At 40.3% G+C, this 19,379-nt stretch carries 17 protein-coding genes; 13 read left to right on the top strand and 4 right to left on the bottom strand.

Annotated features, from left to right (window positions below):
• Nucleotides 1–19: 19 nt before the first annotated feature.
• The 3 genes from LF822_RS00610 (at nt 20) to LF822_RS00620 (ending at nt 3,743) form a co-directional block, all read left to right on the top strand.
• The gene (locus LF822_RS00610) at nt 20–1,570 is read left to right on the top strand and encodes a polyamine aminopropyltransferase (protein ID WP_253922033.1); all 1,551 of its coding nucleotides are present in this window, start codon (nt 20–22) and stop codon (nt 1,568–1,570) included.
• A gap of 22 nt (nt 1,571–1,592) precedes the next feature.
• Entirely contained in the window at nt 1,593–2,273 is a 681-nt protein-coding gene (locus LF822_RS00615; protein ID WP_253922034.1) for a metal-dependent hydrolase, read from the top strand.
• Between the two features lie 156 nt (nt 2,274–2,429).
• Nucleotides 2,430–3,743 carry a DRTGG domain-containing protein gene (locus LF822_RS00620; RefSeq protein WP_253922035.1) on the top strand — a complete coding sequence of 438 codons (1,314 nt, stop codon included), beginning with the start codon at nt 2,430–2,432 and terminating at the stop codon, nt 3,741–3,743.
• 15 nt (nt 3,744–3,758) lie between these two features.
• Here the strand turns inward: LF822_RS00620 and LF822_RS00625 are convergent, their stop codons facing one another.
• Nucleotides 3,759–4,058 carry a YtpI family protein gene (locus LF822_RS00625; protein ID WP_253922036.1) on the bottom strand — a complete coding sequence of 100 codons (300 nt, stop codon included), beginning with the start codon at nt 4,056–4,058 and terminating at the stop codon, nt 3,759–3,761.
• Nucleotides 4,059–4,195: 137 nt separating this feature from the next.
• Here LF822_RS00625 and LF822_RS00630 point away from each other — a divergent pair, with 137 nt between their 5' ends.
• Nucleotides 4,196–5,152 carry a DHH family phosphoesterase gene (locus LF822_RS00630; RefSeq protein WP_253922037.1) on the top strand — a complete coding sequence of 319 codons (957 nt, stop codon included), beginning with the start codon at nt 4,196–4,198 and terminating at the stop codon, nt 5,150–5,152.
• Between the two features lie 13 nt (nt 5,153–5,165).
• Here LF822_RS00630 and ytrI read toward each other — a convergent pair whose 3' ends face one another.
• Both ytrI and ytrH read right to left on the bottom strand, forming a co-directional pair.
• A complete protein-coding gene (ytrI, locus tag LF822_RS00635) occupies nt 5,166–5,669 on the bottom strand; it encodes a sporulation membrane protein YtrI (RefSeq protein WP_253922038.1) in 504 nt (167 codons plus the stop codon).
• On the bottom strand, nt 5,669–6,001 hold the full coding sequence (ytrH, locus tag LF822_RS00640; protein WP_253922039.1) for a sporulation membrane protein YtrH: 333 nt from the start codon (nt 5,999–6,001) through the stop codon (nt 5,669–5,671). Before ytrH ends, ytrI begins: the two co-directional genes overlap by 1 nt.
• 131 nt (nt 6,002–6,132) lie before the next feature.
• Here ytrH and dnaE point away from each other — a divergent pair, with 131 nt between their 5' ends.
• The 8 genes from dnaE (at nt 6,133) to LF822_RS00680 (ending at nt 16,861) form a co-directional block, all read left to right on the top strand.
• A complete protein-coding gene (gene dnaE, locus LF822_RS00645) occupies nt 6,133–9,480 on the top strand; it encodes a DNA polymerase III subunit alpha (protein WP_253922040.1) in 3,348 nt (1,115 codons plus the stop codon).
• A 125-nt stretch (nt 9,481–9,605) separates the two neighbouring features.
• Nucleotides 9,606–10,847, top strand: coding sequence for an NADP-dependent malic enzyme (gene ystJ, locus LF822_RS00650; RefSeq protein ID WP_253922041.1), 1,242 nt, complete (start codon nt 9,606–9,608; stop codon nt 10,845–10,847).
• A 63-nt stretch (nt 10,848–10,910) separates the two neighbouring features.
• Nucleotides 10,911–11,504, top strand: a complete 594-nt coding sequence (locus LF822_RS00655; RefSeq protein ID WP_253922042.1) for a FadR/GntR family transcriptional regulator — start codon at nt 10,911–10,913, stop codon at nt 11,502–11,504.
• Nucleotides 11,505–11,611: 107 nt separating this feature from the next.
• Complete coding sequence (accD, locus tag LF822_RS00660; RefSeq protein ID WP_253922043.1) at nt 11,612–12,469, top strand: acetyl-CoA carboxylase, carboxyltransferase subunit beta; 858 nt, start codon at nt 11,612–11,614, stop codon at nt 12,467–12,469.
• Nucleotides 12,469–13,431, top strand: coding sequence for an acetyl-CoA carboxylase carboxyl transferase subunit alpha (gene accA, locus LF822_RS00665; protein ID WP_253922044.1), 963 nt, complete (start codon nt 12,469–12,471; stop codon nt 13,429–13,431). Before accD ends, accA begins: the two co-directional genes overlap by 1 nt.
• Nucleotides 13,432–13,608: 177 nt before the next feature.
• Nucleotides 13,609–14,568, top strand: a complete 960-nt coding sequence (pfkA, locus tag LF822_RS00670) for a 6-phosphofructokinase (RefSeq protein WP_253922045.1) — start codon at nt 13,609–13,611, stop codon at nt 14,566–14,568.
• A 41-nt stretch (nt 14,569–14,609) separates the two neighbouring features.
• On the top strand, nt 14,610–16,370 hold the full coding sequence (gene pyk / locus LF822_RS00675) for a pyruvate kinase (protein ID WP_253923421.1): 1,761 nt from the start codon (nt 14,610–14,612) through the stop codon (nt 16,368–16,370).
• 98 nt (nt 16,371–16,468) lie between these two features.
• Nucleotides 16,469–16,861, top strand: coding sequence for an FxsA family protein (locus LF822_RS00680; protein ID WP_253922046.1), 393 nt, complete (start codon nt 16,469–16,471; stop codon nt 16,859–16,861).
• A gap of 46 nt (nt 16,862–16,907) precedes the next feature.
• Here LF822_RS00680 and ytvI read toward each other — a convergent pair whose 3' ends face one another.
• The gene (gene ytvI, locus LF822_RS00685; protein WP_253922047.1) at nt 16,908–18,017 is read right to left on the bottom strand and encodes a sporulation integral membrane protein YtvI; all 1,110 of its coding nucleotides are present in this window, start codon (nt 18,015–18,017) and stop codon (nt 16,908–16,910) included.
• Nucleotides 18,018–18,217: 200 nt separating this feature from the next.
• Between ytvI and citZ the strand changes: the two genes are divergently transcribed.
• Nucleotides 18,218–19,333: a citrate synthase gene (gene citZ / locus LF822_RS00690; protein WP_253922048.1), complete on the top strand. Its 1,116-nt coding sequence runs from the start codon at nt 18,218–18,220 to the stop codon at nt 19,331–19,333.
• The last annotated feature ends 46 nt before the right edge of the window (nt 19,334–19,379 follow it).

Here is a 19,379-nt window from a genome sequence, read left to right on the forward strand (position 1 = left end):
ATTATCGGAGTGAAATTAAATGGAGACTGATGGAATAAAAAAAAGCAGGCTTATTTATTGGGCTTCAGGAATTGTTTCAATATGCGGCATTATTTTTGAAGTATTATTCGGGGCTTTAGGCTCTTACATTCTAGGAGACGGGGTAAAGCAGTACACGATTACAATCAGCCTTTTTCTCACAGGTATGGGAATTGGAGCAAGCATTAGTGAAAAAGTAATGAAAAATTTGATTGTCACTTTTATTTGGATTGAATTTATGGTTGCCTTGATTGGCGGCTTTTCTAGCTTTACAATGTTTGGAATGACTGCATTCGCCCCGGGTGGTACAGACGCTTTCTTCTTGTATCTTGTAACGTTTGCCATTGGTGCATTAACAGGTTTGGAACTGCCTATATTGATTAGGAAAGCGAATGAGATCGGAGTGGAATTAAGCCGCAGTACGGCAAGGGTGTTATTTTCGGATTATGCAGGCGGTCTTATTGGTGGTTTACTGTTCGCTTTTTATCTGCGGCCACAGATGGGAATGGTCAAGAGCGCTTTCTTTGTCGCTTGTATTAATTTAGCTGTAGCCTGCGTGGTATTGTACTTGTTCCGTTCTGAAATCAGGCGCATGTTCATTCATATGTCGGCAGCTGTATTCATTGGAATACTTCTGATTGCCGGGTTATTTTTTGGAGAAGAAGTGGCTTTTTCTTTTGAACAGAAATTATATAAGGATCCTATCATTCATAGTGAAGAGAGCGCTTATCAAAAAATTATTATGACGCGTGATGATAATGATACTCGTTTATTCTTAGACGGGTCTCTGCAATTCAGTTCAACCGATGAGCACAGGTATCATGAAACACTTGTACACCCTCCCATGGAAGCTGCTGATGAAAAAGAAGAGATTCTAATTCTTGGCGGCGGGGACGGAATCGCAGCTAAAGAAGTATTAAAGTACCCCGAAGTGGAACGTGTGTCCCTCGTAGATTTAGATCCGGCTGTAACACACCTGGCCTCATCCGACCGGCATTTAATTGAGTTAAACGAAAATGCTCTCAACGATGAACGCGTGGAAGTTGAGAATGCCGACGCATTTAAGTATTTAGAAGAAGCTGAGGATTTATTTGATGTAATCATTATTGATCTGCCGGATCCTAACAACGAAAGCTTGAATAAGCTCTACACCAGAGAATTTTATTCCTTAGTAAGAAATCACCTGGAGCCGGGGGGAGTTTCTATGATTCAGGCTACAAGCCCTCTTTTTGCAAGAGAAGTTTATTGGACAATTGATGAAACGGTCAGAGACACAGGACTTTCGGTTGAGAATTTTCACGTCGATATTCCGAGCTTTGGAAACTGGGGATTCATTATGGCCAGCAGAAGTGAAATTAACCCTGAATCTATTACGATTAACGAAGAAACTGAATTCTTAACCAATGATCTGCTTCATTCCATGACAGTGTTTGGAAAAGATGAAGATAGGGAAATCGTAAACAGTGAAGGCGAGTCTGTTTCACTAGAACCGAATACATTGATCCATCCTAATTTAATTCAAAAATATGAACAGGCTTGGCAAAATTATTAATAAATTCTTAAGGAGTGGTAGAGTGAAGGTCTCTTTTCATGGACATGCAGTAGTTAAAGTAGAAGCGAATGGAAAAACGATTTTAATCGACCCTTTCATTTCTGGAAACGGAAATACGGATTTAGAAGCGGACAAAGTTGAAGCTGATGTTATTTTGTTAACTCATGGGCACAACGACCACGTAGGGGATACATTTGATATTGCTGAACGCTGTAATTCTCAGGTGGTCGCCCCATTTGAATTAGCAACCTACCTTGGGAATAAGGGATTAAACGCGCATCCAATGTATATTGGTGGAAGTCACAGTTTCGATTTTGGAACGGTTAAATTCACTCAGGCATTTCATGGGTCTTCTTATACAGAAGAAGACGGTACTACTATTTATACAGGTATGCCAACAGGAATATTGCTCACAATTGATGGAAAGACAATTTATCATTTGGGAGACACCGGATTATTTTCTGACTTGAAGATGATTGGAGAGCAGAATAACATTGATCTTGCATTCGTACCGATTGGCGACAATTTTACAATGGGGCCTGAGGACGCCTTAATGGCAGCTGAGTGGATTAATGCGAAACAGGTGGTTCCTATTCATTACAACACATTTGAATTAATTGAACAGAATGGCAAAGGTTTTGCTGAGAAAGTCAAACCTGGAAAAGGCCGTGCACTTGAGCCGGGAGAAGCAATAGACCTGTAAAGCAAAGAAAAGTCCACATAGAAGTGGGCTTTTTTATATGGGATTAGAAATAAATGAGGTTGTATTCCTGTGAACGATTGCGGTCTAACTGTATCACTTGTATAATAACAATAATAGCGAAAAATACTAGTACAGTTAGAAAGTTTGGTGATCTTATTGGCTACAAAACACGAACAGATCTTAGATCATATTGACTCTCTTTCCGTTGGCAGAAAAATATCGGTCAGAGGAATAGCTAAAGCATTAAACGTTAGTGAAGGCACAGCGTATCGAGCCATTAAAGAAGCGGAAAATCAAAACATGGTAAGTACAATAGAACGTGTGGGCACCATCCGTATTGAAAAAAAGAAAAAAGAAAACATTGAACGGCTTACCTTTGCCGAAATTACAAAAGTAGTAGATGGCCAAGTTTTAGGCGGTCGGGAGGGGTTACACAAAACCTTAAATAAATTTGTTGTAGGTGCAATGAAATTAGAGGCCATGATGCGATACACGGAAGCAGGGTCTCTTTTAATAGTGGGTAATCGGACGAATGCCCATGAACTGGCAGTAAAAGAGGGTGCAGCAGTGCTGGTTACAGGAGGCTTCGATACTTCAGACAAAGTAAAGAAGCTGGCTGATGAAAAGAAACTCCCTGTAATTTCTACAAGCTATGATACGTTTACGGTAGCTACAATGATTAACCGGGCAATTTACGACCAGTTAATCAAAAAGGAAATTGTACTGGTAGATGATATATACACGTCTTTTGAAGAAGCTAGTTATTTAACTACGCACGATACTGTTTCCAGGTGGCACGAATTAAATGAAACGACACATCACAGCCGCTATCCTGTAGTAGATTTAAAAAATCGAGTGGTCGGGATGGTGACATCAAAGGATGTAATTAATAAAGATTCTTCCTTAAAGATTGACAAGGTTATGACCAAGAACCCAATGACTGTTCAGACGAAAACTTCTCTTACCAATGCGGCTCATATGATGGTGTGGGAAGGTATTGAACTTATGCCGGTTATCGATCAGGCTCATAAGCTTAAAGGTATTATTTCAAGACAAGATGTTTTAAAAGCTCTGCAAAATCTGCAGCGGCAGCCGCAAATTGGAGAAACGATAGATGATTTAGTGAGTAATCAGCTGGAAGTAAGCGCAGAAGACGATCAAACCTTCAAATTAAGAACGACCGTCACCCCGCAGATGACAAATCAGCTGGGTACTCTATCCTATGGAGTCTTCACCTCTCTCATAACCGAAGCCTCCAGCCGTTTACTTAGCAAGCATAAGAAAGGAAATTTAGTTGTTGAAAACATTTCACTTTTATTTATCAAGCCTGTGCAGCTGGAGAGCGATATAGAAATTACACCTCAGCTGCTGGAGATGGGGAGGAAAGTGGCCAAAGTTGATGTAGAGGTCCGGTATGAAGATGCTGTAGTAGGTAAAGCTCTCTTAATGGCTCAGCTAATTGATCGATAAATAAAAAGCCGCTGATCAGCGGCTTTTTTCACGTAAACGATCATATTCTTGTTGATAGTGTCTGCTGGCTTTTAAACCTAACCTAACCTGCATCACACCTAGAATTAAGAAAACAATGCCGATAAATAAGGAGAGTCTTGTTTCATAGAGTAAATATTGGTTAATTCCAAAGAAGAACACAAATACTCCCAGCGCCATCTTTGCTTTACTATTTAAGTATTCCTGGGAGAGAGGATCCTTAGTTTTAACAACCATCACTTTATAGTATATATAAAGTACAAATGATAAAAGTATGATAATGGGAAAAAGTATCAATCTAATCGACTCCTGCCTGAAAAATTAAATGAGGTTCGGTGTATATTGTAGCTTGTTTTAGTATGTTTTGCTACATCATTGTGTGAACTTATGTGATAATACTAGTAAGAATTATGAATGAAAGAGGTTTGGTATAAATGGCTGTCCAGCAGATTTTAGATATGATAAATAAATTTAATACTATTATAATTCATCGTCACGTCCGACCTGACCCTGACGCATTTGGCTCCCAGGCTGGCCTGGCGGAATTGATCCGTCATAATTATCCGGACAAGAAGGTTCTTATTGCCGGGGAGGATGAGCCGAGTCTGCAATTCCTGGCCAAAATGGATAATGTGGCTGATCAAGACTATGAGGAAGCTCTGGTTATTGTATGTGATACAGCGAATCAGCCAAGAATTGATGACCAGCGTTATGCAGGTGGGGAAAAATTAATTAAGATTGATCACCACCCAATAGTTGATTCTTTTGGAGATATTAGCTGGGTGGATACAGAAGCCAGTTCCACTTCAGAAATGGTGTATTATTTATTCAAAGAATGGGAGAAGCGAGGCGGTTCTTTAAACCATAAAGGAGCAGAGCTGCTTTATTGTGGAATTGTCGGTGATACAGGCCGTTTTCTATTTCCTAGTACAACGGAAAAAACTTTTCGTGCGGCTTCAGAATTAGTAAGTTACGACTTTAGCAGACCGGAAATGTACAATCAGATGTATCAGACGCCTGTCAAGGTTGCAAAGTTAAAAGGGCATGTGTTGGAGAACTTTAAACTGTATCCAGAAGGCTATAGCACAGTCAGTCTGCCCAAAGATATCTTAGAAAAATATGAAGTAACAGCGACGGAGACGAGTGCATTGGTTGGACTTCTTGGGGATATTGAAGGAATATTAGCATGGGTTTATTTTGTTGAGGAAGAAGATAGTATTCGTGTTCGTCTGCGTTCAAAAGGACCTGTGGTGAACAAGATTGCAGAGAAGCATAAGGGTGGCGGGCACCCTATGGCTGCCGGAGCAACGGCTGAATCCTGGGAAGAAGCAGAGGAAATTACTCAAGAGTTAAAGGAAGCATGTACCGTTTTCACACATCCGAACGGCTGAATAAATGCCTCCTCTAATTTTCGAGTGTTATAGATAAATAAAGCTCCAGCTGATTGGCTATAATGAGTCTGTCTATGGTTAATGTGTAGGTGAAATTGTCTACGATAAACTGTTTATTTTCAATTGTTGCAATTATGAGTTCACTCTGGTCGCTGATATCTTCTATATTTTCACCAGTGAGGCTTTGAAGCTGATCCTTTACCATAGATGAAAGCTGATGCTGTGTTAATTTGTCAACCTGCAGTTCCTTGGCATTGGTGTAATTAGGAATTACTTCTTGAACTGTTATGGCCTGGCTTTTTTCCTCATCAGCTTCCTTTTCTTCATTAACAAGGCTTTCGTATTTAGCTTCTATTTCATTAAGTTCTGATGAAAGTTCAATGTTTTCCTCTTCTAAGTGTTCGTGAAGTTGATCATTAATGAAGACAAACAGAATATAGCCGGCGATAGCACCGAATACACACCCTGCATAAAACCTTCTCCATTCTCTCCTTCTTAATTGTGGAGGAATGTACATTAAGTAACCTCCTCTCCTAATAACAGCTCAAATACGAACAAAGCTGTCTGCACTCCTCCCATTGCCGCAATAATAATCATGACCTGTTTAAATAAATCGAATGTGGACCCTTCAAATATTCCTCTTTCAAAATTACTGATAGCATCGAATGTACCTCCGATTGCTGCTACAATTGCCCAAATCCTAAGTCCTTTGGCGATTCTGAACATAGATGTCAGAGGGGCCTCCCCTGTAAGGAAACTGCCGATACTTCCAATAAGTGTGCCTCCCATAATGACTCCAAAAGCAATAAAAAAACATTGGATCATTGATATGACTAATCTTTCTTCCATATTTTAACCTCTTCCTTAAAGAAGTAATGGTTATTCATAACCAAGCTATTCTTTCTACTAAGAATATATGCAGGACGCTTTTATCATCTGATTGAATTCCATATAATAATAATGAGAGAGAGGTGAACGGGATGTCTTACACTCACTTACAGGTACATAGCGGCTATAGTTTAATGAACAGTACCATCCAGATTCCACAACTTGTAGAAAAAGCGAAAAGTCTCGGTTTTACCTCATTAGCGTTGACTGATGAATATATATTAAGTGGTTCTATAGCTTTTTATCAGGAGTGCAAAGCTTTCGGGATCAAGCCGATTATCGGTTTAAAGCTCAATGTATCCTATAGAAACGAACTCTTTCCGGTGACTATTCTTGCTAAGAACAAAATTGGCTATCAAGTTCTGCTGCAGTTAAGCACTAAAGGTCAGATAAATGAAAATGGTATAGAACTGAAAGATTTTAAGGATTCGGCCGATGAATTAGTAGCCATTGTTACAGTTTCAGATACTTCCTGGGCTGATGCTCTCAGTCATCACTCTCCGGGACGCATGGACGAAGAGGTCAAAGAATGGAAAGAAATGTTTAAGGATTTCTATTTAGGAGTTAAAGATTATGGTATTCATCTGGAAAGACAAATCCATTCTCCTCTAAAAGAATGGTCAGTGCAGCACCAAATTCCTGTTACTAATATGAACCAAGTCCGATATTTAGAAAAAGAGGACTCCGAGGCTTATTATTGTTTGCGTGCAATCGCTTTAAACGCTCCTGGGGAGAGAGAAAATAAGGAGTCTCACCAATACTTAAAGTCTCCTGAAGAGATGGAGACCTACTTTAAAGATTGGTGGCCGGAAGTTCTTGAAAGCAACAAGGCGATCGTCGATTCATGCGAGGTTGAACTAGAATTTAATCAAACATTGCTGCCCTCCTATCCTGTCCCGAAGGGGAAATCGGCAGATGACTATTTAAGATCGATATGTGATGAAAAATTAAGTACAACATATTCTCCTAACAATGAAAAAGCTCAACAAAGACTAGAACGTGAGCTTGACGTTATTACTTCTATGAATTTTAGTGACTATTTTTTAATTGTCTGGGATTTTATAGATTATGCTAAAAAGAATAATATAGCAGCGGGACCAGGCAGGGGTTCTGCCGCAGGATCGATTGTAAGTTATCTGCTTGGAATCACACAGGTGGATCCGTTAGCTTATGATTTATTATTTGAAAGATTCCTAAATCCGGAGCGTATTACGATGCCGGATATTGACATTGACTTCCCTGATGACCGTCGAGATGAAGTTATTGATTACGTAGCAAAAAAATACGGAAAAGAACATGTGGCTCAAATATGCACATTTGGTACATTTGCAACTCGGAGCGTCTTGAGGGAATTATTTAAAGTATTTGAAATTGACGAAAGTGACGCTGCTTTTATTTTAAAACAGCTTTCCTCAGGAACCAGTCAATCATTGAAATCCGCCGTACAGCAATCAGACGCTTTGAAGCAATATATCCGATCTTCCCCTTTGCTTATTAAACTGTTTCGTGTAGCTTCTAAGCTTGAGGGTCTTCCTAGACATGTATCTACTCACGCTGCTGGAGTTGTGATCAGTGAAAACCCATTGGTGAACCATACCGCACTTATGCGTGGACAGGCTGAAGTTCCGCTTACGCAGTTAGCGATGGGGGATCTAGAGAATATAGGCTTGTTGAAGATGGATTTCCTAGGTCTAAGAAATCTTTCATTATTGAGAAAAATGGAAGCGAAAATAAAGAGTTATAAATCCCCTGATTTTCAATACAGCAGCATAAAGTTAGACGACGAGAAGACATTTGAATTGTTACAGAAAGGTCGTACAAACGGAGTGTTCCAGCTTGAGTCTCAAGGAATGAAAAGCGTGCTGCAGAGATTGAAGCCGACCCATTTTGAAGACGTCGTAGCAGTGAATGCGCTTTATCGTCCGGGACCAATGGAATATATCCCTGTTTACATTAAACGAAAACACAATATAGAGAAGGTTTCTTATCCTCATCCTATGCTTAAGCCGATTCTGGAAAAAACATTTGGTGTGCTCGTGTATCAGGAACAAATTATGCAAGTGGCTCAAAAAGTAGCAGGCTATTCCCTGGGAGAAGCGGACTTGTTAAGAAGAGCCGTCAGTAAAAAGCAAAGAAATGTTCTTGAGCAGCAGCAGGATCAGTTTGTGAAAAGTTCAAAACAGAATGGATTTGATCAGGCAGTGGCTGTTCAATTGTTTGAATGGATTGTTAAGTTTTCAAACTATGGGTTCAATCGCAGTCACGCCGTAGCATACAGTTATATTTCATACCAATTAGCTTATATTAAAGCTCACTTCCCATCTATATTTATGTCAGAATTAATCAACGCCACAATTGGCGATAAAGATAAACTCGCTTCATACGTTAAAGAAGCCAGGGATCTTAAATTGAAAGTGAAGGCGCCATCTATTAATTCCAGTTATCCTTATGCTTTAGACGAGCAAGGTTCAATTCGTTTAGGTTTTTTATCTATTAAAGGTATAGGGTATCCTGCTGCGCAGGCTATCGTTGAGGAGAGAAAAAAAAGTAAGTTTAAAAGTCTTTATGATTTTTGTCTCCGACTGCAGGCTAAGGACATTAATCGTAGTGTACTGGAGGCCCTTATTATGGGTGGGGCTTTTGATGAAGTCCAGCAGAACAGAGCCGGTCTGTTAGCCAGCATTGATCAAGCTCTTGAGCAGGGAGAGCTCTTTAGGGAATTTCAAGATGTGCCAGATTTGTTTTATGAAGATGGCAGTATAGATGGCCAGTTAGTTCCTGTAGAGCCTTTTCCTATATTAAAAGAACTGGCCTTAGAGAAAGAAACACTGGGAATATACTTATCCAAACACCCGTTGGAAACTCATCGTAACAGCCTGGCTGCTGAAGGATACAAAACACTTTTGGAATGTGCCAAGCTGAGTAATAAAAGTTCGGTACAAGCCGCCGCTGTCATAGATGAAATTAAAGAGATCCGGACGAAGCGGGGGGATCCAATGGCATTTTTAACGATTAGTGATGAGACAGAAGAGATGGAAGCTGTCTTGTTTCCTGCCATTTATCGTGAAGTCAAACAGCGGTTAGAACAGAATCAGCTCGTTTTAATTAACGGAAAAATGGAAGAAAGAAATAATAAGAAGCAATTAATCATTAATGAAACAAGCAAATTTCATAACCAAAGGTTTACAGAGAGTGAAGGAAAAAGACTGTTTATCAAAACGACAACTAAAGAAGAAGCCCGCCTCCTGGAGAGGTTAAGAAAAGTAGCATCGTATTTCCCGGGTAATACGACGGTGATTGTTTTTGTTGAGGAAGAACGAAAAACTTATCAGCTTGATTCCTCTTATTTTTTGAATCCAACGAAATCCTGCATGCAAAAGCTATATGATTTTTTTGGGGAAGAATCCGTTGTTTTAAAAGATAATAACAAGAAAATTTAAAATCTTAGTCCACTGTTTTGAAGTTCTTTACACAAGCTGTTGATCTGTTATAATTAAGGAGTTAATGGTGGTCTGACCACTAGATTCGGTAGTATTCTACAGTTCTAACAAAGGAGCGTGTACCTGTGTCAAATTTGAGAGACGAAGCACTACATATACATCGTGCTAATAAAGGAAAACTAGAAACGAATTCCAAAGTACCCGTGCGAAATGCCAGAGATTTAAGCCTTGCTTATTCTCCGGGTGTAGCAGAGCCATGTAAAGAAATTTATGATCATAAAGAGACTGTTTATGATTACACTATGAAGGGCAATATGGTTGCTGTAGTTAGTGACGGATCCGCTGTACTTGGACTTGGAAATATCGGTCCGGAGGCAGCGCTTCCAGTAATGGAAGGAAAGGCAGCTTTGTTTAAAAGCTTTGCCGGGGTAGATGCTTTTCCGATTTGTTTAAATACAAGAGATATTGATCAAATTGTCCAGACTGTTAAATTAATGGAGCCTACTTTTGGCGGTGTCAATTTGGAGGATATTGCAGCTCCCAATTGTTTTATTATAGAAGACCGCTTGAAAAAAGAAACAAACATTCCAATTTTTCATGATGATCAGCACGGTACAGCAATTGTTACTGTAGCAGGGTTGATGAACGCTCTAAAAATCACAGGTAAAAGCTTTTCAGAGATTAAAGTAGTTGCAAATGGCGCTGGAGCAGCAGGGATTGCAATTATTAAACTCCTTTATCATTTTGGTGTTAGAGACATTGTAATGTGTGACTCTAAAGGAGCAATTTATGAAGGACGTACTTCAGGAATGAACGATGTCAAAGACGAAATTGCTAAGATTACGAACAAGGATAAGCAGGCAGGCAACCTTGAAGAAGTAATGGAGGGTGCTGATGTCTTTATCGGTGTTTCAGTAGGTGGGCTGCTGTCAAAGGAAATGGTTTCCCGTATGAATAAAGATGCCATTATTTTTGCCATGGCTAATCCAGAACCTGAAATCATGCCTGAAGACGCTAAGGAAGCAGGAGCACGAGTCATTGGAACCGGTCGTTCTGACTTCCCTAACCAAGTGAATAACGTATTAGCATTTCCAGGAATATTCCGTGGGGCTTTAGACGTCAGAGCAACAAGAATTAATGAAAAGATGAAAATAGCGGCCGCTGAGGCTATTGCTTCTCTCGTCAGTGAGGAAGACTTAAATGAAGATTATGTTATTCCTGCTCCTTTTGATGCCAGGGTAGCGCCTGCTGTTGCAGCCAGCGTTGCTAAAGCAGCAATGGAATCGGGAGTTGCTCGGCATCACGTTGATCCTGAAGAGGTTGCTGAGAAAACCAGATATCTAACTTTAATAGATGAGGAAGAATAAACTGTGGAGAAAGGCCTTTGGCTTTTCTCCTTGAATTTTGTCACTATGAAAGGGGTCTGTTCGATGACGCATACGTTAGATGAGAAGGTATATGAAGGAGTGCTAGAACAGATTAAAGCTTACATTGAAGATAAGAAGCTTGAACCAGGTGATAAACTGCCATCTGAAAGGATGTTCAGCGAACTGCTTCAAGTAGGGAGGTCTTCAATAAGGGAAGCTTTACGAGCCCTTGAGTTGTTGGGACTGATCGAAACAAGACGCGGTGAAGGAACGTTTATGAGGGCTTACCGTCCCTATCATATGGTAGGTCTGCTGTCTAAATTTCTTCTTAACAACACGAGAACAAGAGAAGAACTTCTCGCAGCTAAACAAATGCTTGAAAAGGAAATTTTAATTCTATCAATCGGTCAGTTATCAAGCGAACAGCTTGCCAAGTTACAATTAATGCTCCCGGAAGCTTGTAATAGTGAGGATCACCTGAAATTATTCACATATTTATTTGAAGAATCCCATCATCCCCTGCTATTATCTATGTGGCAGTTCATTTGCGGGTTTACGCACACCGTTCACGATATTACGTATTCGGATGATTGGTACAGAAGGATGTACCAGGCTATGATTAAACAATCCAAAGAGCAAATGTACTCTTTGTTTTAATATAAATTTGTCGATCTGTTAAACGACCGACAGCTTTCGTTATCAAATGTATAATAGTTTATGTATTATGACATAGAAATGACCCTTGTCCTAAAGGAGGAATTGCCTTGCTTAGAGATTTTTTCAGCAAGAAAAAACGCTACGCATCCATACCAAGTCAAGAGGCAAAGCAGGATGTACCTGAAGGGCTTATGCAAAAATGCCCTAGCTGCCAAAAGATTTTTTATAGAAAAGAACTTATTCGAAACATGAATGTCTGCCCACATTGTGACCATCACCATAACCTCAATGCCTTTGAGCGAATTGAGCATTTGTTTGATGATAACTCCTTTGAAGAATGGGACAAGAATATGATTTCAAACAACCCGCTAAATTTCCCGGATTATGAAGAAAAGCTGGAGAAGGATCGATTGAAATCTGCATTAAATGAAGCAGTTATAACTGGAAAAGCAGCGTTGAACGGAAACGAAACAGCGCTGGCTGTCATGGACTCCCGCTTTCGAATGGGAAGTATGGGATCGGTTGTAGGTGAAAAGATCACCAATGCTGTAGAAAATGCAAGAAAAGAGGAACTTCCTTTTATCATATTCACAGCATCCGGAGGAGCGAGGATGCAGGAGGGTGTTCTAAGCTTAATGCAAATGGGGAAAACTTCTGTTGCATTACGCCGTCATCACGAAAACGGCGGTTTATTTATATCTGTAATGACACATCCTACTACGGGCGGGGTGTCTGCCAGCTTTGCTTCTGTGGGAGATTACAACTTTGCAGAGCCAGGTGCACTGATTGGTTTTGCAGGACGGCGTATTATTGAGCAGACCATTCGTGAGAAGCTTCCAGATGATTTTCAAACGGCAGAATTTTTATTGCAGCATGGTCAGTTAGACCGTGTAGTGCACCGCCATGAAATGAAGGAAACCCTTTCCACAGTTTTAGATATACATTGTAAGGAGGGGCAGCTTTAATGAAGCACGTGCTGGAGTTTGAGAAACCCGTTATTGAACTTCGTGATAAAATCACTGAATTAAAAAGGTTAACGGAAGAAAGCGAAATGGACTTAAGTGAAGAAATTGCTACTCTTGAGCAGCGGTTGGAGAAATTAGAGAAAGATGTATATGACCGGATGGCTCCCTGGGATCGTGTGCAAATGGCAAGACACCCCGAACGGCCTACAACCCTGGATTATATTGAACATTTATTCAGTGACTTTCTTGAACTTCACGGAGATCGCTTATTTGGTGATGACGAGGCGATTGTCTCAGGTATAGCTAAGTTTAATGGTGAGCCTGTGACAGTCATCGGTCATCAACGTGGTAAAGATACGAAAGAAAACATTAAGCGGAATTTTGGTATGCCGCATCCGGAAGGTTACCGTAAAGCACTGCGGCTCATGAAGCAGGCTGAGAAATTTAATCGCCCGGTTATTACATTTATTGATACAAAAGGGGCGTATCCAGGACGTGCTGCAGAAGAACGGGGTCAAAGCGAAGCGATCGCACGGAACCTTGTAGAGATGGCAGGCTTAAGAGTCCCGGTAATCTGCGTGGTTATTGGTGAAGGTGGAAGCGGCGGAGCACTTGGTTTGGGCATTGGTGATCACATCTATATGCTGGAGAACTCCACCTATTCTGTCATCTCTCCAGAAGGGGCGGCAGCTTTACTATGGAAGGATTCGAATCAAGCACAAAGAGCAGCTGAAACAATGAAAATTACGGCGCAGGATTTAAAAGAGTTAAAGGTAATAGATGATGTAATTCCTGAAATTAGAGGAGGAGCTCATCGTAATATTGAAAAACAGGCTGAGAGAATAGGCGAATATGTACAAAGATCATTAACTGAATTGCAAAATAAAGACAAAGAGGTTCTATTGGAGGATCGATTCAGCAAATATAAAAAGATTGGCGATTACTCAGAACTTAATATATAATTAGATTCGGAAAATGAATAGGTTGTCCTTTCTAAGGAAAGTCGCACTCACGAAATGTGCGGCTTTTGTCATCTTATGAGAATGGTGACGCTTACACAAAGGATGTTATGGTTTGATTTACTCGGTATTTGGGCACACAGACTAAAAAGAACTACTTTACTTTTGAGGTGATGGAAGATGAAGAGAATTGGTGTGTTGACAAGTGGTGGAGATTCACCAGGTATGAATGCAGCCATTCGCGCAGTTGTTCGAAAAGCAATTTTTCATGATATTGAAGTATATGGAATTGAACATGGCTTTCAAGGGTTAATTGATGGCTCTATCAGGAAAATGGAACTAGGTTCTGTAGGGGATATTATCCAGCGTGGAGGAACTATGCTGTACTCTGCCCGTTGTGAAGAGTTTAAAACAGAAGAAGGTCAGGAAAAAGGTATTCATCAGCTTAAGAAGCATGGTATCGAAGGTCTCATCGTCATTGGCGGAGATGGAAGCTTTATGGGAGCAAAAAAACTGACAGAAAAGGGTTATCCTTGCATTGGAGTGCCTGGCACAATTGATAACGATATTCCGGGTACTGATTTCACCATCGGCTTTGATACAGCATTAAATACAGTCATTGATGCGATTGATAAGATCCGTGATACAGCGACTTCTCACGAGCGCACCTATGTTATTGAAGTGATGGGAAGAGATGCCGGCGACTTAGCATTATGGGCAGGACTTGCAGATGGTGCAGAAAGTATCATTATTCCTGAAATGGATGATGAGTTTGATGAAGTCATTGAACGCTTAAAAAGAGGACATGACCGTGGAAAAAAACACAGTATTATCATTGTTGCTGAAGGTGTTACAAGTGCTGTTGATTTCAGTAAAAGAGTAGAAGAAGCAACCGATCTTGAAACAAGAGTTACAGTTCTTGGCCATACCCAGCGCGGCGGGTCTCCGTCTGCCAGCGATCGTGTATTGGCAAGCCGACTGGGTGCATATGCTATTGACCTTTTAATGACTGGAAAAGCAGGCCGTATGGTAGGTATTGAAAATAATCAACTAGTTGATCACGATATCCTTGAAGTGTTAACTCGTGATCATGCAATTGATTTAGATATGTACCGTTTATCTAAAGAACTTTCTATTTAAATATTTGGGGTACCAAGGCTTTTGAGGAGGAAATAAAAATGATTAGAAAAACAAAGATTGTAAGTACGATTGGACCAGCTTCTGAATCTGTTGAGATTCTTACAGATTTAATCAACCATGGAATGAATGTAGCCCGGCTCAACTTTTCTCATGGAGACTTTGAAGAGCACGGAGCCCGTATTAAAAACATTAGGGAAGCAGCTTCCGTTACAGGAAAAACAGTTGCGATTTTGTTAGATACTAAAGGTCCTGAAATTCGCACAGGCGAGTTAATAAACGGCGAAGCTTACCTGGAAAAAGGCAGCACAGTTTATGTCACGATGGAAGAAATTCAAGGGGACGTTGAGCGTTTTTCTGTAACTTATCCAGGACTTATTGATGATGTCCACCCTGGTTCTAAAATCCTGCTTGACGATGGCTTAGTTGAATTGCAGGTTGAAGAGATTCTTAAGGATAAGAATGAAATTAAAACCACTGTATTAAATAACGGACTCCTTAAAAATAAAAAAGGTGTAAACGTGCCAAACGTAAGCGTAAACCTTCCAGGTATTACAGAAAAAGATGCAAAAGACATTGAATTCGGCATCGAACAGGACGTTGATTTTATTGCAGCTTCCTTCGTTCGTCGTGCGTCTGATGTACTTGAAATTAAAGAATTGCTTGAAAGAAAAAATGCAAGTCACATTCAAATTATCCCTAAAATTGAAAACCAGGAAGGCGTCGATAATATCGATGACATTCTGGAGGTTAGTGACGGCTTAATGGTAGCGCGCGGTGATCTGGGTGTAGAGATTCCGCCTGAAGACGTACCACTTGTACAGAAACAATTAATCAAAAAATGTAATAGAGCCGGTAAACCCGTTATTACTGCTACACAAATGCTTGATTCAATGCAGCGCAATCCCAGACCGACACGTGCAGAAGCTTCTGACGTAGCTAATGCTATTTTTGATGGTACGGATGCTATCATGCTATCAGGTGAAACGGCAGCAGGGGACTATCCGCGTGAAGCTGTTCAAACAATGTCGAATATTGCAACGAAAACTGAAACAGGTTTGAATTACAAAGCGATTCTCGATGAGCGTTCCAAACATAGCGATATGACAATTACAGACGCTATCAGTCAATCAGTAACACATACTGCGATTAACTTGAAAGTCAATGCAGTAGTGACTCCGACGGAAAGTGGTCATACAGCACGCATGATTTCTAAGTATCGTCCTCAGGCTCCTATTGTAGCGATTACTTCAAGTGAACGAGTGAACCGTAAGCTTTCCCTTGTATGGGGAGTATATGCGGTTATGGGTCCTCAGTCTGAGTCCACTGATGATATGCTGGACGTTGCCGTAGACCGTGGACTCGCTTCGGGGGTAGTTACACGTGGAGATCGTGTCATTATTACTGGAGGTGTACCTGTTGGTGAAAGCGGAACAACCAACTTAATGAAGGTTCATGTAATTGGCGACGTGCTATTAAGAGGTCAAGGGGTAGGTCGCAGAAGCACATACGGCCGTGTAGTCGTTGCTAAAAATGCAGAAGATGCGATTAACCGTGTAGAAGATGGAAGCATCCTTGTTACTTTCAGCACTGACCGTGATATGATGCCTGCTATTGAAAAAGCTGGAGGTATTATTACTCAAGAGGGTGGTTTAACATCCCACGCTGCGGTTGTCGGTTTAAGCCTGGGTATTCCGGTCATCGTTGGAGTAGAGGATGCTTTAGACAAAATTAAAGACGGCTCTGATTTAACTATGGATAGTACCCGAGGAGATATTTATGAAGGACATGCTAGTGTCCTGTAATTAATGATTAAAGGCAGAGTGAGACTTCTCTGCCTTTTCTTTCGCTTGTTACTCTTCCTTTGATATAATAGAGGAAATGGCTAAGAAAGGGAGATCTTATGTTTCGCTGGTTATTGCTGTTCATTCTAATTGTACCAGCTTTAGAAATAGGGATATTAATATGGGCAGGTAATCAAGTGGGCCCATGGTGGGTTATACTGCTGATTATCTTTACGGGGATAGTTGGAGCATGGTTAGCCAAACAACAAGGTTTAGAAACCATTCGAAAAGTACAGAACTCAATGCAGAATCATGAACTGCCTGGAGATGCACTTCTGGATGGTGCATGCGTGCTGGTCGGGGGGGCACTGCTTTTAACTCCCGGGTTTATCACCGACACCGTCGGTTTCCTATTGCTTGTTCCTGCTACTCGAGCTCCTCTAAAGCAGGGTCTGCGTCGTATTATAAACAAAATGATGGACCGAAATACAATTACTATTTATAGGAGATAAATGAAAAGGATTACCCTGAAAAATAGAGGTAATCCTTTTCATTTCTTTAATTTCCTTTAATATAATGCCACAGCTGGGCAGGTACTCCTGATGAATGCATAGCCTTTAATAAAGCAATGAGAATCGGGGTAATTATAATAGTCATCCCGCCCCAGATTTGAAAACCAAGAAATAACCCTATCAACAGAACCAAAGGGTGAATTCCAAAATGTACAGCCAATATTTTTGGTTCCAGCAGCTGCCGGCTGATAATTATTGTCATGTAAATAATAGAGAGTTGAATGGTGAGCCCATACTCGTTAGTTATAAACGAATAGAAAATCCAGGGTACAAATATAACCCCAGTTCCAATATAAGGAATGAAATCAATTACTCCCGCTATTAAAGTAATTAAAAGCGGGTGAGGGTACTGAATGAAGAGCATCCCGATAAAAACGAGTATCATTGTAATTAACATTAATATGAGCTGTGCTTTGATTACCTGCTTCAAAGTGTGTTTAAAATTAGAAGCTATCGTCCGTAAAGGGGAACGCAATTTACTAGAAAACTGCTCATAAAAAAATCTGGTCATTCTATCCCAGTCTTTACTTATGAAAAAAGTGGAAATGAGAGCGATCGTGCAAGTAATAAACAGTTTTGGCAAATTTCCTAGAACTCCACTGAAAAGTTGAAGCAGGCTTTGGAGCTGTTCAATTCCGAACTGTACAAGACGATGTTTAAACTCGTCCAAATACTCATAGACGGAGTTGCTGAAAGTTGGGCTAATAGTGGACACCCATTCTTTTACATAAGTTAATATGAAGTCAATCCAGTTGAGAAATTGATTGTGAAATACGTTAATGGTATGAACATATCCGATAAAGTCTTGATTCGATAATTCCTGGATCATCCCTACAAATCTTGTGATTACGGCTGCAAATATAGTAAAAAAGATAAGTACAATAAGTGATAGAATAATCATAATTGCCAAAGATTTTGGTAATCTGGCTTTCCGGTGCAGAAGATGAACAAGCGGCTGCACCATCCACGAGAACGCAAGAGCCAGAATAAAAGGGAATAAAAAATTCCATAAAAAGTAAATAAAGAAATAAATAATTGTGACACACAGCAGAACGATAGATAACCTTGCGAGCTGCTGGATGTTCAAAGAGTCCATCTTAATTGCTCCTTCATAGAAAAATATAGGAAGTTTTGCTATAAAATGTTGGAAATTAACCGGTTTCAATTCACATTCAAGTCAGAATCCTTTATAATTGTCGGTGGGGAAGAAATCCTAGTATAATTCAAAAAGAATTAGTTAAGCGTTTTCTCGGAGTTCAGGAGGGAATGTAGCATTATTTCAAAAGGAGAGATCTTATGGCATCAACTAAAGGATTAGAAGGTATTACAGCTACAGAATCGACAATTAGTTCGATCATTGATGACAAACTAACCTATGTAGGTTATGACATTGATGATTTAGCCAACCACTCTAGTTTTGAAGAAGTGGTTTACTTATTATGGAATCAGAAACTCCCTACTGAAAATGAACTTAAAGAGTTCAAGGGTGAGCTCGTCTCTAATATGGACATTCCAGATGAAGTAATTGCACACCTTAAGTCATACGATTTGTCAACAGTTCATCCAATGGCTGCACTTCGCACAGCTATTTCAATGCTTGGATTGTTTGATTCTGAAGCCGATGAAACCGACGAAGCAGCGAACAAAAGAAAAGCTGTCCGTCTTCAGGCAAAGATTTCTACAGTCGTTACTGCTTTTTCACGTATTCGCAAAGGGCAGGACCCTGTTTCTCCTAAAAAAGAACTAAGCTTTGCTGCTAACTTTTTATATATGTTAAATAATAAAGAACCGGAAGATGTGGAAGTAGAAGCAATGAACAAGGCACTTGTACTGCATGCTGATCATGAATTAAACGCTTCGACATTTACTGCCCGTGTGTGTGTGGCTACGCTCTCTGATGTATATTCAGGAGTGACTGCTGCCCTTGGAGCATTGAAAGGTCCTTTACATGGCGGAGCCAATGAGCGTGTGATGCAGATGCTTACAGAAATCGATTCTGTTGAGAATGCGGTTCCAGCAATTGAGAAAAAGCTTGAAAACAAAGAGAAAATTATGGGCATGGGCCACCGTGTATATCGCAATGGAGATCCACGTGCCAAACATCTTAAAGAAATGTCCCGTGAATTGACTGAGCTTACCGGGCATTCTAAATACTATGAGATGTCTATTAAAATTGAAGATTATATTAAAGAAAACAAAGGACTTCCAGCCAATGTTGATTTTTATTCGGCATCGGTCTACCACAGCCTGGGAATTGATCACGATTTATTTACGCCGATCTTTGCGGTTAGCCGTATTTCAGGGTGGCTGGCGCACATTCTGGAGCAATATGCAGATAATCGTCTAATTCGACCACGCGCTGAATATGTAGGACCAAAAGGACAAACTTACAAGCCGATCGAGCAGCGCTGAATTAATAGAGTCAGCTTGCGCTTTTTATTGTGATTAATTTAACGTA

This window comes from Halobacillus sp. A5, assembly GCF_024189315.1.
Taxonomy (GTDB): domain Bacteria; phylum Bacillota; class Bacilli; order Bacillales; family Halobacillaceae; genus Halobacillus_A.